At 66.1% G+C, this 14,158-nt stretch carries 14 protein-coding genes; 6 read left to right on the forward strand and 8 right to left on the reverse strand.

Going from position 1 to position 14,158, the window contains the following annotated elements:
- Window positions 1-405 precede the first annotated feature (405 nt).
- The gene (locus D7X32_RS46660) at window positions 406-624 is read left to right on the forward strand and encodes a hypothetical protein (protein ID WP_244238957.1); all 219 of its coding nucleotides are present in this window, start codon (window positions 406-408) and stop codon (window positions 622-624) included.
- A 576-nt stretch (window positions 625-1,200) separates the two neighbouring features.
- Window positions 1,201-1,659, forward strand: coding sequence for a hypothetical protein (locus tag D7X32_RS11180; RefSeq protein WP_244238958.1), 459 nt, complete (start codon window positions 1,201-1,203; stop codon window positions 1,657-1,659).
- A 132-nt stretch (window positions 1,660-1,791) separates the two neighbouring features.
- Here the strand turns inward: D7X32_RS11180 and D7X32_RS44940 are convergent, their stop codons facing one another.
- On the reverse strand, window positions 1,792-3,264 hold the full coding sequence (locus tag D7X32_RS44940) for a P-loop ATPase, Sll1717 family (RefSeq protein WP_147450106.1): 1,473 nt from the start codon (window positions 3,262-3,264) through the stop codon (window positions 1,792-1,794).
- Window positions 3,265-3,382: 118 nt separating this feature from the next.
- Window positions 3,383-4,027 carry a phage terminase large subunit family protein gene (locus D7X32_RS46215; protein ID WP_244238959.1) on the reverse strand — a complete coding sequence of 215 codons (645 nt, stop codon included), beginning with the start codon at window positions 4,025-4,027 and terminating at the stop codon, window positions 3,383-3,385.
- A 404-nt stretch (window positions 4,028-4,431) separates the two neighbouring features.
- Between D7X32_RS46215 and D7X32_RS46220 the strand changes: the two genes are divergently transcribed.
- Both D7X32_RS46220 and D7X32_RS11195 read left to right on the forward strand, forming a co-directional pair.
- On the forward strand, window positions 4,432-4,701 hold the full coding sequence (locus tag D7X32_RS46220) for a hypothetical protein (RefSeq protein ID WP_208752393.1): 270 nt from the start codon (window positions 4,432-4,434) through the stop codon (window positions 4,699-4,701).
- A gap of 196 nt (window positions 4,702-4,897) precedes the next feature.
- The gene (locus D7X32_RS11195; protein WP_120602518.1) at window positions 4,898-5,512 is read left to right on the forward strand and encodes a tyrosine-type recombinase/integrase; all 615 of its coding nucleotides are present in this window, start codon (window positions 4,898-4,900) and stop codon (window positions 5,510-5,512) included.
- Between the two features lie 1,038 nt (window positions 5,513-6,550).
- On the opposite strand, the gene D7X32_RS11200 is transcribed toward D7X32_RS11195, so the two are convergent.
- The 6 genes from D7X32_RS11200 to D7X32_RS11225 form a co-directional block, all read right to left on the reverse strand.
- Complete coding sequence (locus D7X32_RS11200) at window positions 6,551-7,546, reverse strand: AT hook motif domain protein (protein ID WP_120602519.1); 996 nt, start codon at window positions 7,544-7,546, stop codon at window positions 6,551-6,553.
- Between the two features lie 8 nt (window positions 7,547-7,554).
- Window positions 7,555-8,385 carry a hypothetical protein gene (locus tag D7X32_RS11205; RefSeq protein ID WP_120602520.1) on the reverse strand — a complete coding sequence of 277 codons (831 nt, stop codon included), beginning with the start codon at window positions 8,383-8,385 and terminating at the stop codon, window positions 7,555-7,557.
- Window positions 8,361-8,699, reverse strand: coding sequence for a hypothetical protein (locus tag D7X32_RS11210; protein ID WP_120602521.1), 339 nt, complete (start codon window positions 8,697-8,699; stop codon window positions 8,361-8,363). Before D7X32_RS11210 ends, D7X32_RS11205 begins: the two co-directional genes overlap by 25 nt.
- Complete coding sequence (locus tag D7X32_RS11215) at window positions 8,696-9,355, reverse strand: 3'-5' exonuclease (protein ID WP_120602522.1); 660 nt, start codon at window positions 9,353-9,355, stop codon at window positions 8,696-8,698. The genes D7X32_RS11210 and D7X32_RS11215 overlap by 4 nt, the downstream gene beginning before the upstream one ends.
- Window positions 9,356-10,531 carry a RecB family exonuclease gene (locus D7X32_RS11220; protein WP_120602523.1) on the reverse strand — a complete coding sequence of 392 codons (1,176 nt, stop codon included), beginning with the start codon at window positions 10,529-10,531 and terminating at the stop codon, window positions 9,356-9,358.
- A 130-nt stretch (window positions 10,532-10,661) separates the two neighbouring features.
- A complete protein-coding gene (locus D7X32_RS11225; RefSeq protein ID WP_120602524.1) occupies window positions 10,662-11,273 on the reverse strand; it encodes a hypothetical protein in 612 nt (203 codons plus the stop codon).
- A 1,581-nt stretch (window positions 11,274-12,854) separates the two neighbouring features.
- On the opposite strand from D7X32_RS11225, the gene D7X32_RS11230 reads away from it, so the two are divergent.
- Both D7X32_RS11230 and D7X32_RS11235 read left to right on the forward strand, forming a co-directional pair.
- The gene (locus D7X32_RS11230; RefSeq protein ID WP_120602525.1) at window positions 12,855-13,664 is read left to right on the forward strand and encodes a sigma-70 family RNA polymerase sigma factor; all 810 of its coding nucleotides are present in this window, start codon (window positions 12,855-12,857) and stop codon (window positions 13,662-13,664) included.
- Window positions 13,665-13,819: 155 nt separating this feature from the next.
- Window positions 13,820-14,155, forward strand: a complete 336-nt coding sequence (locus D7X32_RS11235; RefSeq protein ID WP_120602526.1) for a hypothetical protein — start codon at window positions 13,820-13,822, stop codon at window positions 14,153-14,155.
- Window positions 14,156-14,158: the final 3 nt, after the last annotated feature.

Consider the following 14,158-nt stretch of genomic DNA (forward strand, 5'->3'; position numbering starts at 1 on the left):
TGCGCAAAGCGGCTGGAGGCGACGGGCAAGCCGGGCGCGGGAACTGGGCACACTGGGTGGAGCGATGTAACAGCTCGCCCTGCCCCGGGGTGGAGCAACCCGCCAAGCAGCCGCGTTCCACTCGGAGTGGGAACTGGGCGCGGCGAACGCTGACTCGGTGTCCGTCTGGCGGGCTCCCCACGCTCGGCAGGCCGCTGCTTCTCCGCTTCTCGGACGGGGTACGGCGATCAGATACGATCTCTCCTCCTCCGTGACGGCTACATACCGTCGAGTCCGGAATGGCCCTGCCAGCACCGTCGGCGGATGTGCCGCCCCAGCCCTCGACGCTCATCCAGGGCTGGCGCGGCCAGTGGCGCTCCGGGCACACCTTCCTCGCGGTGGACTACCAACCCGGAGACGGACAAGGTGCTGGTGCTGGAGTCCAACGCTGCCTACGGCCTCGACGGCGTCAGCTACCGTGGCCTCGGCAACCTGCGGGACGTCGGCCTCCAGCCGCTTGCGCAGTGGTGGACGCGGAGCGAGGTGTGGACGTGGCGCCGCATCTGCTCGACGTACTCCTTCCGGAGGCAGGCTTGGTTGAAGGTCAATGAGCGTGGAGCGGCGCGGCTAATCGGGAGATTCTGAACATCGAAAGGGAGCAGGCGGCGCATCGACGGTTCCTGCGGAAGTTCAAGAACGTCGTGGTACTGACGCGGCAGGATGCAGCGGAGTTGCGCAACGCGAGCCGCATCAAGGAGGTCGAGAAGATCCTTCGCGATGCCGCGAACAGGTTAATGGCGGGCTTGGGAAACAGGGCTCGGAAGTACTGTGAGTCAGACCAATGGCTTTATTTGGCGCTGTATCTGCGCGGTCTGTCGTGCTGAGGCTGATGTGGTGTTCCATGCCCACGTGGGGCTCCTGGACGATGAGGACTTCGCTCCGGGCGAAGACGTCTTCGGGCGCACGACGAACAAGAGGCGGCCCGTCTATGGCCCGAAGTACGAACTGCGCGACGGAAGTTTCTGGGCCTATGGCGTGGGCAAGTGCTCGTGCTGCCGGACCGAGTTCTGGGGAAAGGTCGTGGTGAGGGGCGGGCGGTTTGATTCCGTAGCGCTCGTATCCCCGCCAGAGAATTCCCTGGATTGGGGGGAGTTGTGACCGTAGGGCCGGGGGAAAGGAGTTGCCGATCTTGCGGCGGCCTATCCCCTGGCGCCGCCTCGGTTGAACAACTGCTGCGCCTTCGTCGAGGCCCTGCTGGTGAAGGCCTTCTCCGAGGCGCGCGGCGCGGCCTTCTCTTGGGACGCGCGTCGTCACCGGCAGATGATGATCGCCTCCACGACCGACTACTTCTCCCCGGTGACGGCAGCCATCGAGTCCGGCATGGCCCTGCAGGCGCCGTCGGCGGATGTGCCTCCCCACCCCTGGACACTCATCCAGGGGTGGCGCAGCCAGTGGCGTTCGGGGCACACCTTCCTCGTCCTGGACCACCACGCGGAGACGGACAATGTGCTGGTGTTGGAGTCCAACGCTGGCTTCGGGCTCGACGGCGTCGGCTACCGTGGCCTCGGCAACCTGCGCGACGTCGGCCTCCAGCCGCCTGCGGACTGGTGGACGCGGAGCGACGTGTGGACGTGGCGCCGCATCTGCTCGACGTACCCTTCCGGCGGCAGGCTTGGCTGAAGGTCAAGGCGCGCAAGATGTAGAGGCTCTAGAACGGTGAGCACTGCGGCAGCTCGAAAGAGCATTCCGACGGTCCAAGAACTTTCAGGGCAGCAGCCTGATTACAGAGTCCCGGTTGGCCTGCGATGGGCGTTATTCCTCTTCAACGCTATCATTGGTCTGACGCCCCTCTCGCAGCTTGCAGTACTCCTTGAGACCTTGGTGAACCTTGCCCTTGGTTGCTCCTTGGTCCCATCGCGCCCCTGGTTGCTGATATCGGAAGATCCAGCTGCTCCCACCGTATCCAGAGGCCTGTTGATAGCCAATGATTGAGAAATTAAAGAGAAGTTCAAGTGCGAGGGCGGTGGTTGGTGAGTCCGGACTGCGACGACTTTCGTATTCTCGGGCGAAATCGGAGACGTTGAATGTGATTGTTCGGATTGCGCTCAAGGCATCAAGGGCGACTGTCCAGTTCTTCCAGTGGGGGACTACCTCGTCGTCGAGTTCGAGTTTTAGATAGGTTGAATAGTCGGAGCGTGCCTCGGAGATGTCCGGATTTGTGAAGTAAGGGGGCGGCTGCTGTCGGGACTTCGTTATTTCGAGTGCCACGTTGCAGTATTTGATGACGTCTCTGGGGCGAAGATAAGTTCGTGCGCAGATGTGGTTCCATTTGCTTTGGGAGCCTCTCATTAGCTCGGAGTCTTCCATGTCGGACCAAGAGACCTTTTGGTCGAGTTTGACGCGCGCACGCTCCTCAAGAAGCTTCCGGAGTTCTTCGGTTGTCCATTCAATTGTTATTGCTTGAGATTCGGCTAGCTTGTTTTTGTCGGAAAATTTCAGGTCTTCCCAGAGGTCGGTTCGTAAATACACTATGGGGGAGATGGTTGGCGTGGTGCGCTCAAATCTCCTTCGGACCTGTCGCGCTGCCAGGATTAAGCCGATCAGCATGTTGGCGCGGCTTTCGTCAAGCACGGACAGGCCTTGGTCTAGTTCATCGAAGTGCAGAAGTATTGTATGGCTGCCCAATTCTTCGCTGGCAACCTGCTCGATGCTCTCAAATATTGCGCTCGACAAGGCGTCGAGTTCTCGACCTAGCTTGGTGTCTCCGGAGCTTCTTTTGAAGTCTAGCTTCCCAAGCTTATTCCCAAGGATGGTTGGTTCAAATGAGCCATCAATCTGGAGTTCATCGGGTAGGAGGATGTTGCCTGTTTCGGTATTTATTGAGCCGTAGTTACTCTTTAGGAATTTCTCTATCTTCTTTGCGTGCGGTCGACTGGGATCTTGGGCTCGCGCAAGAACTAAGGAGCTGAGTTCGACTGCTATGAAGAACTCCCACGATGCTCTGTATGCTTCGATGGCGCTGGCCCCGGCGTCGATGCGCTTTGCATGCATTGACCAGGGGTATGATTTGAACTTCAGTGCTTTTGAGACGATATTTCCGGCCGTGCGCTCTGTGAATGCCCTGACCAAGGCTGTTTTGCCGGAACCTTTTCGGCCGAGCACCAAGAGTCTAGTCCCAGCCGCGATCGATTTGTGTGCGTTGGTTGAGAGGAAGTATTCTAGGACCGCATCATCTTCTGCGGCGACTTGGCCGAACTCATCGATGCGAGTGATGTCGACGGGCATATGGTGCCTCGGATTGGATACTTGCGCTGGCGCAGTACGTTACCCTATGTCACTGCGCGTTGAATAGCGTGGTCCGATGGACTGGTGGGTCTTTCGCGATATCGTCGAAGGACAAGCTTCAGCCAAGCACGCGCACGCCGATCTCCCCGCTACCTCGCCGCTCCGGCCCCCGTTCGCGCTGGCAGGCCAAGGCCACGGCCCAGAACTTGTCCGCGTGCCCACGGTTGGTGCGCTCGGCGTCGAAGGAGACCTTCCCGGAAGGGAGCACCCGGCGCTTGATGGAGTGAACCTGCCCGACAAGCTCACGCTCTCGCGGAAGGGTGACGTCGCGCCGCTGGAGGAGAATCTTGAAGTCGGTGGCCCAGCGCTCCTTGGACTCGTTCGTGAAGTTCTCCGCCACCACCTGGGGGAAATCCCGAGCGAGGTTCTCCGCGAGATTCATGCCGATGCCGCTGCGGTCGACGGACATGCGCGCCACGGGCAGGACGGAGAGGATTCTGCGGAGGTGGGCCTCCTGCTCCGCGAAGGGGACACCCTCGAAGCTCTTCAGCATGCGGCAGGTGAAGCGGCCCTGCGCTTCCTCGAAGACGGCTAGCTCGGAGCGGTCTCGGGTGCGCCCCACGTCGAAGCCCGCCACTAGGCGGCCCTGGGGCGCGGGCATGTCGGAAGCGTCCTGGGCCAACACCAACTCGTCGGTGGTGCACGGGAGGATGAGCTCGTAGGGGAGGAAGCTGTAGGACTCGTCGACGTAAAAGGCATTCAAACTCCTGCTGGAAGTCCTCCTGCGGCAGGGAGTCGAACTGCTCCACCAGCACGGGGCGCCCGAAGCGAACGACGCGCTCCTCGGTGGGCATGAGAGGGGCTTCCACCGCGGCGCGTCTCACGTCCAGGCTGAAGAATCGGCACAGCCACCAGGGCACCTGCTGGCGCGTGTGGTGCGGGTACTTGCGCAACTCCTGCGAAGCGATTTCCCAGAAGATGCCTCGCCGGCCCAGCGGCGTGCTGCAGCCCGTGAGCTGCCCGTGGGAGCGGAGGATGAGTGCGGTGCTTCCGGTGTAGACCTCGCGGTCGTTCACGTAGTGGGCCAACTCGTCGAGGTACGCGTCGCCGCGCTTGCCGCGAGGTGGCTTCGAGGGCACGGAGATGATGCGCGAGAGGCGGCGGCCCTTGGCGTTGGACTCGAAGGCCAACTCCGTCTTCGCGTCGGTGACGAGCTTCTTCTTGAATGCGGTTGGCAGCTCCTCGTACACCTGCCGGGCGATGAGCACCTTCTCCACGGCGTCGCTCAAGTTGTACGAGACGAACACCGCCGTATGGCCGTCACGCAGGTGGCAGCGCGCGAGGGCTTCCAACGCGAAGAGGAAGGAGAAGCCCACCTGGCGGCTCTTCGCCACCCAGCGGAAGCGGGAGCGGTTGTCCAGCAGCGCCTGCTGGTAGGGCTCCAGCACCACGGGCTCGCTGTCGTAGTGGCACAGGCCGGAGATGAATCCCGACTCGGTGGCGAGCCACTGAGTGAGGTCGTTCTCGGTGCGTTTGACGATGCTGAGCGTCACGCTGTCCTCCCTGCTTGTGTCGTTGCTTTCTCTCGGCACCAGAGCGTGCATGGCCGCGTCCTCTTCACGAAGGAGTCGCCATGTCTGCCTATGCTGCTGTCGCCCGCGCACCCCGCACCCTCACGGAGAAGGAGGTGGCGCTCCTGCTGCGCGCCACGGGGGAGCACCGGGATGGATTCCGGGACCACTGCCTGTACAGCCTCGCGCTGGCCTCGGGCCTGCGTGAGCACGAACTGGTGGCCCTCAACATCGGTGACATCTTTGACGAGCGCGGGCGCGCACGCCGGCACGTGCTGCTGCACGTCTTCAAGGGCTCCCGCCGGCACCCGCGCCCCCAGGAGGTTGTCCTCTCGGACACGGTGCGCGCGAAGCTGGAGAAGCTGCTGCGGCTGAAGCGCTCGCAGGGGCACGACGTGGGGCCCCTGGCACCGCTCTTCCTGAGCCGCCTGGGACTGCGCCTGTCCACGCGGCAGGTGCGCCACGGCTTCGGAGTCTGGCAGCAACGCGCGGGCTTGGAGAGACACCTCAACTTCCACGCCGTGCGCCACACCGCATGCACCGGGGTGTACCGGAGGACGAAGGACATCCGCCTCACTCAGCGCTTCGCGCGCCAGCGCAGCATCGACTCCACCGTCATCTACACGCACCCCTCGGACGACGAGCTGGTGCGCGTGACGCAGGACCTGCCCTGCTGATGGGGAATGCCGCCTCCGCGCTGAGGGCCCGCGAGAGCCCCTGGTTGGGCCGGGGTGCCGCGCGGAGGCGGCGAGGCGCGGCTTTGCCCGGGGCCCGCGCGAGCTGGCCCAGACGCGGCCGGCGAAAGTGAACAGCGCGAGGCGTTCACTTACCGGCCGCAAATGATCAGGGGAGGGGTGTTCACTTTTTCGGGGCTGACCCTCTCGAAAAGGGCCCCAGGTACACGCCCCGGCGGCGAGGCTCGCACGAAAAAACGCACCACCCCCCACCCTGGCGTCAGGGGTAGGCGGGGTAGGCGTGCTGGCGTCATCGGTAGGCATGGTTGCGCCCGGCAGGGGCAGGCAGTGAAGGTGACGGGGAGGAGCTGCGCCGCGCGGCGGGCGGCAGGCGGCCCCAACCAGCGGAAAGCGGCCATTGGCCTCGGCGCTTCGGCCCCCCACGAGGGCTCGTAAGCGCGCGAAACAGCGTGGGGGCGGTGACGCCGAATGGCCGCCTTTGCCTATTTTCGGCCATTCGGCTCGGCCCTGGTAACGGCACGCGCGCCCAGGTGCGCGCGGGGCGGAGGGCCGGTGCTTCGAGGGCAGCTCGGGGGCTCGTGGGGCTCACGAGGAAGACAAAGGCCTGCGACGCGAAGCGCGCGGGGACACGCGGGCACGAACGGGGCGCCACGCGGCGGAGGCGTTGGCGCGCGGGGCTGACCGGGGGCTCGCGCCAGGTGGGCCACGTGGCGGCCAGCGGGGCGCAGCGGAGCAGGGCGTCCCGGGCCGGGGAAGTGAACGGCGCGCTGGCGTCCGGCCCGCTGGACGGAGTGTGCTTCCGGGCGCGAGTTCAGGCCCAAACTCGTACCGCGGCGCTCATGGACCTGGTGGCTGTCCGCCCTAACCTCGCGAAACTACGAAGGCTGTGGCGCCAGGCGTGTGCTTCTGCGCGCTAGGTGGAGCTCCCGGGGGAAAGTGACCAGGCCAGGCCTGGCGCGGCGAAAGTGAACGGCGAAACTGAACGCGAAAGTGCCCGCGTTCACTTACCGGAGGGCACTCTCAGGCGGGGTCGGCGGGGGGCGCGACGTCCGTCGGTGGATCCACGAGGACGTCGTCCTTGGGGCTTTCCGAGGAGGCCGTGTCGAGGTCCTCGTCGTCACTCGCCGTCACCTCCGCGTCCACCTCGCCGCGCACGGCGGGCGTCGTCTCGCGCGCAGCTCGCAGGGCCTGGGCGTGTCGGGCCTGGAGGCCCTCCAGCGAGAAGCTGGCGTGCAGCTCCTGGCGGGAGTCGGCGCCGCCTTGGACGAACTCCTTGAGCCTCACCATGGTGTTGAAATCGGTGGGGTTGTCGACGCGCACGCGGCCCTCGGACAGCGCCTCCTCGAAGCCGAGGAGGTAGCCGTCAATCATCTTCAGGGCGTCGTCCTTGGAGACGGCGATGGCGTTGGCGCGCAGTTCAATCAGCTTCTGGTCCGCCTTGGTGGCGATGCGCGTCTTGGCCTCCTCGCGGCGGCGCAGGCAGTTGTGCTCCTTCGCGTAGTTGGCGACGAGCGAGGTGGCGACACCGAAGCGCTCCGCCAACTCGCGGTACGAGGCGTAGGACGTCATGGTGGAGCCGTCGGGAAACGTCTTCACGTCGCCGAAGACGAGGGCGCGGTCCAGCTCCTGGCGCGGGAGCGCGGGCTCCTCGGACTTGCGGGGGCGGCCCGTTTTTCGCTTCGGAGGAGGAGGAGGCGCTTCGTCCAGTGCGGCCATCTCGTCCGGCGCAGGCGTCTCGTCCGGCGCGTGCGTCTCGGCCGGCTGCTGGCCCGCGAGGAGGCGCTTGCGGCGGCCGAGGCAGTCGTGCTGCTGGGCGTACTTGGCGACGGCGCTGTGGGCGACGCCGAAGCGCTCGGCCAACTCGCGGAGAGAGGGGAAGCGCCGCTTCACACGGCCCCGCGTGGTGGGCACCTCTTCGCCCTCCACGAGGAGCCGATCCACCTCGTCATGAGGAAGCCGGGGGCCTTCGGCCTTGGTGGGGCGCCCCAGCTTCTTGAGGGGCTTCTTCTGGGCCATGCCTTCCCTCAGCAGCCACTGGAGGGCTGCGCTGCGGTGTCCACGGCCTGGGTGCGCAGGCGCTGCATCAGCCGCGTGCGCTGGCGCTTCAGGCGCTGGTACACCCGCTCGACCTCGGTGGTGTCGCCCTCGACGAGGCGGCTGGCGTAGGCACGCAACTTCTCTCGCCGGACGACGGTGGCCATGAGGACCTCGACGTCGCTGCGAGGCAGGGTGGCCTGGGCCAGATGCACCAGCACGGCGTCGCGCTTCACGAAGCTGCGGCGGACGCTGGGCCGCCTGGGGCTCTCCACCAGCGTGGCGTGACGGGTGTCCGGCAGCCACTCGGCGAGCTGCGCCTGCGTGTACGTCTCGTGCTGTTCCGCGCGCTCCTTACGGAGGTGCCGGAACACCTCGCGCGCTGTCTGCTGGCGCAGGCGGACGGCCGTCCAGTCACCCCAGCGGGAGAGAGGGAAGGCGCGCGCGACGGAGAGGAAGGTGGCGAGAACGAGCTGGTCCAGGTCCTCCCGGGGCACCGCGCTGCCGAGGAGGCGGCGGCGCAGGCGCCGCAACATGGGGGCGTAGGCTGCGGCGAGGCCCGCCGTCCACGCGGGGCTGGAGGAGGCCTGCATTTCGGCCACCAAGGCCCGAGTGAGGGCTTCCCGCTCCGGGTACGTCTCCTCCCGCGCGTCAGCCAACGCGACCAGCACCGATTCGAGAGTGGAGTGGCGCGCGAAGGCGGGCCGCCGCGTGCGCGCAGCCGCGAAGACGGCGTGGTGCCGAGGGGAGAGCGCCTCCACACGCAGCAGGCCGAGGAGGTGGCCGAAGAAGTCATTCACCGAGGACGGGCCTCCCACCACTCGCGCACCAGTTCGAGGAAGTCATCCAACTGCATGGTGACGAGGGGCGGCTGCCCGTCGTCCTTGCACACGGCGAGCGGCCAGCGACCCTGCGGGCACGTCTCCACCGCCTGACGCATGGCCTCGCGGACGTTGGTGCGCTGGTGGGCCTTGGCCTCGACCCAGAAGCACGGCACCTCGACGTCGGACATCTCCTGCCCGGTGCGGTACTGGAGGCCGCGGCGAATGAGGGCCTCGGGCATCGCCTCACGGAAGCGGTGGACGAGGGCGCGCTCGAAGTCGGCACCCTTGCGACGGGAGGACGCGCCGCTCACGAGACACCTCCTGACTCTTCTAGCAGCCGCTCCATGTGCCCGCCACGGCTCATGCGCACGGCGAGGCGGCGAGCCACCTCCAGTGCGCAGCGGGCGTCCGCCATGGCGCGGTGAGGCGTGGGGCGGTGGATGCCGAAGTGCTTGGCCAGGGCGTTGAGGGAGAGGGACTCCACCTCGCCCGTGGCGAGCAGCGGCCATGCGAGGCTGGCGGTGTCGAGGCGGTGGTAGTCGACGCTGGGCAGAGCCAGCCCGGTACGGCGATACCCCTCGGTGAGGAAGCCCCAGTCAAAGCTGGGGACGTGACCGGCCACGAGGGTGCCCGCAAGCAGCGGCGTTGCGGTGGCCAAGACTTCCGGCAGGGGCAGCGCGTCCCGCCACTCCTCGTCGGAGTAGCCGCACACGGCCAGGGCTTCGGGCTGGGCGTCCGCCAGCCGGGTGGGCAGCACGCGCGCCTCATACTCCGCCAGCACCTTGAGGCTGCGGGCGTCGACGCGGAGGATGGCCACCTCCAGCACTTCGTGCCGGGAGGCGTCCAGCCCCGTCGTTTCCAGGTCGACGAAGCAGAGCGTCCGCAGGTGCGGTGGGAGGCTGGGGAAGAGCGGCGGGTGGAGGGCAGAGGCAGGGGTGGTGTCGGAAGCAGGGTGAGCGGACAGCATCTATGCGACCTCCTTGGCCCAGAAGCGGGGCGAGTGGTGTTTGGCGGCGAGGGAGTCCAGCTCGGCCTTCAGCAGCGCGACGCGCGCGGTGCCCAGGCGCTTGCCCGCGTCCTTCAGCAGCGCATCGAGGGCCTTCTTCTCGACGCTGGCGAGGCGCTGCATCAGCTCTTCACGGGGGAGGTCGGTGGCCCGGGCCAGCACCGCGACGGTGGGCTCCAGCGGGTAGTCGAGGCTGGTGGTGTTGAACATGCGGTAGCGCGTGCCGGCGAGGACGAGTTCGTCCTGTTCGGCGAGGTGGGCCCGGAGGACGCCCTCCAGCTCCGCCTTGCGCGCGTTGAGAATCTTCGCGAGGTGGGCGACTTCCTGGCGCTCGCGGGCGACGGACTCCAGGTCGGCCGTGTCCTCGCAGACGACGTCACGCTGTCCCTCCAGCGCCTTGGCGTAGGCGGGGCAGTTGCTCCGGTGGTCGCAGTACACGCAGTTGGGGTTGAGGCGGGCGGGGAAGGACTCCGCCTTCTCCATCTGCTGGCCCAGCGTCTCGACGTAGGCGAGGGCGGCGTCCAACTGCTCCTCGGTGCGTGTCGTCTCCTGCCGCACGCCGTGGCGCAGCATCCACATGGAGAGGCGCACCTTCTTGGCCCAGGGCCACATGCGGCGCGCGGCGAGGGCGTAGAGACTGAGCTGGAGGCTGGAGTCCAGCTCCTCGCGGGTGAAGAGCTGGTGGTTGGACTTGTAGTCCATGACGTGGACCGTCTCGTCGTCCACCCAGTCGACGCGGTCGATGAAGCCCAGGACGCTGAAGGGTCCCACCGGCAGGCGGAACTCCTTTTCCACGGCGAGGATGTCGCGGGAGTCCACGCGGCCCTGCTGGCGGACGAAGTCCTGGAGGATGCCGAGGCCCTGCTGGAAGAGGTCCAGGCCGGAGAGGCCAGAGGTGGCCCACTCTTCACGGTAGAGCTGGAGGGCACGCTCCTCGGAGAGCGGACCCGCGTACTCGGTGTCGATGACTTCCTGGAGGAGTCGCTCGAGGACGGCGTGCAATGCCTTCCCGAAGCTCAGCGGGATGCCGGGCTCGGCGGTGTGCTTGTCGAGGTAGTGGAGCCGGTAGGAAAGCGGGCAGGCCTCGAAGCGGCTCAGCCGGCTGTATGACAAATGCTCGTTTCGCAGGGCGCTCATGACGTGGGCCTCCGGGCCGGTGCAGTGGCGTGTCGCGAGTCAGTCATCACGCTCTTTTCGAGAGACACATCAAGTCGAAGGAGACAGGCGGCGCGGCCACCTGCGTGTGTTTCACAGGCGCGGGGCACCCTCATTGCGACACCTCATCCGCGGAGGCTTGCCGTTTCTCAAAGGACATGACGCGCGAGCCCGGGAAGGCAGACAGGACGCGCACCAGGGTGGCGGCGTGCTCCGGGGTGAGCTCCTTCCTGGCCTGGCCGGTGTAGGCCGGGACGAGCCACACCTCGCCGTAGGTTTCGGAGGCGAAGCACACCTCGGCACCAAGAGCCTTGAAGCTGGTGATGTCCTCGTCGGTGAGGCCGCGCAGGGCGGAGAGCGGGGACTCCGCGTCCAGCTCCTTCACATTGGGAGACGGAGCTGGCGGCGAGGGCCTGGAGGCGGGGGCGGGGGCGTTCTTCTTCGAGCCAGCCTCGGTCAGCGGATGACCGAAGAGATCCACAGCGCCCGTGGCGGACTTCGCTGGAGGAACGGAGGAAGGGGGCGCGACCTCTTCACGAGGAGCACGGGGCTGCCGATTCACCTTCAGCCACTCGGTGCACGTGGAGATGCTGGCCAGGGTGCAGCCCCCGCCAGTCCGGTAGTGCAGGCAGTGCTTGCCCTCGCCGCGGACATACGCTTCGCACGTCACGCCTGGCGGACGATGCTGTGCGGCGGTGGGCTGGAGGTAGTGCGTAAGGGCCATGCGCGGGTGTCGGCGGCGCGTGTTTGCCGATACACCCTAAAAGCACCCCATCCCTCCGTTTCGGGACAGGATTTCTTTTTGCCCGATTTCTTTTTTGATTTTCCGGGGCGAGCGACACGCGGCCATAAGGCAGAGCAAAGGCCTCCGGCGCGATTTCGGGGACACCTGTATCGTCACCCTTTCTTCTCGCGTGCTTCAAAAGCCAACGAGGAGCTGGAGGGTGGCAGTGATGGCAGGCGCGATTCAAAAGACTGCCACGAAATTCCCCAGTGAAATCGCTGGAGTGGCGGAGGTGGCAGTGGTGGCAGTGTTTTCTGGGGTAATGCCGCCTAGGGAGAGTGTTCTTCTGAACCCCTATTGAATAGTGCCATTCAAATATGCGCGCGCCTGCTACGTAGGGGTACTTTTTGAAACACTGCCACCACTGCCAATTTAAGATAAGATAATGAATTTATAGAAGAAAAGAGTGGCAGGTAGGGCTGCCACCAGCTGCCACCGACTGCCATCATCTTTGACTTTAGGTGAAAGTGTTGTGGCTGGTTGTGAAGAGGCTTGGAGGGCGTGGCTGGACGCGGTGGGGCCAATGCCTGTGAATGGCCGCTGGACGGCCGGAAACGGCCTCCACGTGCGTCGAAGCGGGCTGGGAGCTGCCCAGGGGCAGGGCGAAGGCCTTCCTCGTCACCTGCGCCCTGTCAGGGGGCTGTCGCTTCCCACCGTGAGGGGCGCAGCCCCCGACAACGGTCAGGTGCTCCCGTGACGCGACGGCGATGATACGGAGAGAGAACGTGTTTCACTTGGCGCGTGTCCGGCTGCGTGGACGGTCCCCGAGTGGCGACGTGCGGGCATGAAAGTCGCAAGCCGCGCGGCCGTGTCGCCGACTTCAATGCAGTCGGCTCGGATATCCCCACTGGAAAAGTCGGATGCGACGGAAGCGCCATTGAATGCGTGGCTGTCTGGGTATTGGGGACTTGGGGAGGGCTTGAGACATGAATAATAAGTATCACCCTGAAGTGCGGAGGGGGTGTTGGCGGTATGGGAGGAGTGGGCACGCGTTTTCTTCACGCCGTCACGCTTCCGTCACGCCCAGGATGCACGCTGTCGCACGTATTCCTTGAGGCCCTGTCGCGGCGCGGTGTCGTCCTTGGGCTGTGAAGGGAAGCTGCGTGAATTACGGTTTCAGCACGATGTGCTGTTTTGTTGTGAGCGGCTCGGCCCTAATGCCGAAGCGGTGCGCCGTCCGGATAGGACTGGGCCTGCGCCGTGAAAGCCGCGTCTTGGCCTTCCTGGGCACGCCGCGCTCCGGTTGTCGTGCCCCCATTCGGAAGGGGGCTCGCCCGTTACCCTAGCGAGGCCGCTCGGGGCTCGGGCGCGTGGAGCGCTCTCCTCTTCCGACGACTGACGCGCCGCAGCCACGAGGCTCCCACCGAAGGCGGGGCCACCTCGGAGGCGCTGGCGCCATTCCCTCAACGGGGCTCGGCCTTGTCTCCTCTCTCACCCGGCACCTCCCGCGCGCCGAGCGCAGGACCGGGACGGCATGCACCTGTGAGTCGTGGTTGGGATGCTCTCCATCAAGAGCTTGGCGTGGCCCTCCGGACGGCCGAGGCGCAGCGCGCCTATCGCCTGGTGCGACGCAACTGGGAGGCGCTCGCCGACTTCGAGCAGCCGGAGGCCCTTGTTTCGTTTCTCACCGCGCGTGAAGGCGAGTCTCACGTCAAGGATGGCTTGCTCGCGGGGCTCGTCGTCATGGTTCAGACGGGGGCCGCTGCCAGCTTCTTCGTGGCCTTGTTGTGGCTGAGCCTGTGGCCCGGGTTGGACAGCGTGTATCGCCGATGTCTCAGGCGAACGGAGCAACCGCCCGCGGAGGTGGTGTCCTCGGTGGCCGCGTCCTTCATGGCCCTCGTGGCACGCGTCAATTTGTCAGGCGTCCATCGCGTGGCTGGGACACTTGTGCGCGGGACGGAGCGCGACGTCCTCAAGACCTGGCGAAAGGAGCTGGTGGAGCAACGCCAGCGCGCGCGCCTTGAGTCGCTGACGGACGTGGACGGTGGGGCGCCCTCGGTGCCGTGGCTCACTCCCTTCGCCTCGCGAGCCCGCTCCTTCAACGCCGAGGTGGAGGAACTGCGCGCATGGCTCCTCCCGCTGACGGGGGAGGACACTGACCTGGTGGTGTCCCTCGTCCTTCGCGAAGAGGACGCTGTCGAGGTGGCAGCGAGCCTTGGGCTGTCGCCCGAAACGGCGCGCAAGCGCGTCCGGCGGGCCCTGGCTCGCCTGCGGAAAATGAAGAATAAAATCCCCGAAAAAGATTTCTTGTCCCGAAACGGCGGGTGGGGGTGCTTTTTAGAGTTTGTGGATTCTGAAACAACCGAGAGGGCACCGGGAGGGGGCGGCTGACGGGCTGCGCGAATCGTATGTCCCCTACGCGCGCCGCCTGACTTTGGGGGAGTAACGGGGGCGCGTCGCGCCCCAATCCACGCCTGCTTTGACACGCCCTGTCCGCCGACGCGGACAGCGACGCCACTGTATTGCCTTCAACCTGGAAGGACTGAATGAAGACAGCCGCGCGAAACAGCTTCGAGCACGATGAAACATACGTGCGCTTCTTCGCTCGCATCGACGGGCACCGCCTCCGGGTGGTGAGCCGGGGCAACGCAGGGCCGGAAGCGGAGGGGCGCGCCGCGTGCCCCTGCTGCGAGTGCGAAGGGGCCAACGACTACGTCCGCATGCCGGGCCTCTTCCGCCGCTGGGAACTCGAGCACGTCGTCGACAGCGAGGCGGACTTCAACGTCGAGCCGGCGGGCTGCACCGCGGACGGCACCGAGTTGTTCTCGGTGTACCGGCGCGAGCGCCACGCCTCCACCACGCACTGCCAGAAGGAGGAGTGAAGC

Origin of the sequence: Corallococcus carmarthensis (assembly GCF_003611695.1) — a bacterium.
Classification (GTDB): Bacteria; Myxococcota; Myxococcia; order Myxococcales; family Myxococcaceae; genus Corallococcus; species Corallococcus carmarthensis.

Coding starts and splice junctions, on each gene's coding strand:
- D7X32_RS44940 (WP_147450106.1), bottom strand. CDS start 3,264: ATGCCCGTCGACATCACTCGCATCGATGAGTTCGGCCAAGTCGCCGCA.
- D7X32_RS11195 (WP_120602518.1), top strand. CDS start 4,898: ATGTCTGCCTATGCTGCTGTCGCCCGCGCACCCCGCACCCTCACGGAG.
- D7X32_RS11200 (WP_120602519.1), bottom strand. CDS start 7,546: ATGGCCCAGAAGAAGCCCCTCAAGAAGCTGGGGCGCCCCACCAAGGCC.
- D7X32_RS11215 (WP_120602522.1), bottom strand. CDS start 9,355: ATGCTGTCCGCTCACCCTGCTTCCGACACCACCCCTGCCTCTGCCCTC.
- D7X32_RS11220 (WP_120602523.1), bottom strand. CDS start 10,531: ATGAGCGCCCTGCGAAACGAGCATTTGTCATACAGCCGGCTGAGCCGC.
- D7X32_RS11225 (WP_120602524.1), bottom strand. CDS start 11,273: ATGGCCCTTACGCACTACCTCCAGCCCACCGCCGCACAGCATCGTCCG.
- D7X32_RS11235 (WP_120602526.1), top strand. CDS start 13,820: ATGAAGACAGCCGCGCGAAACAGCTTCGAGCACGATGAAACATACGTG.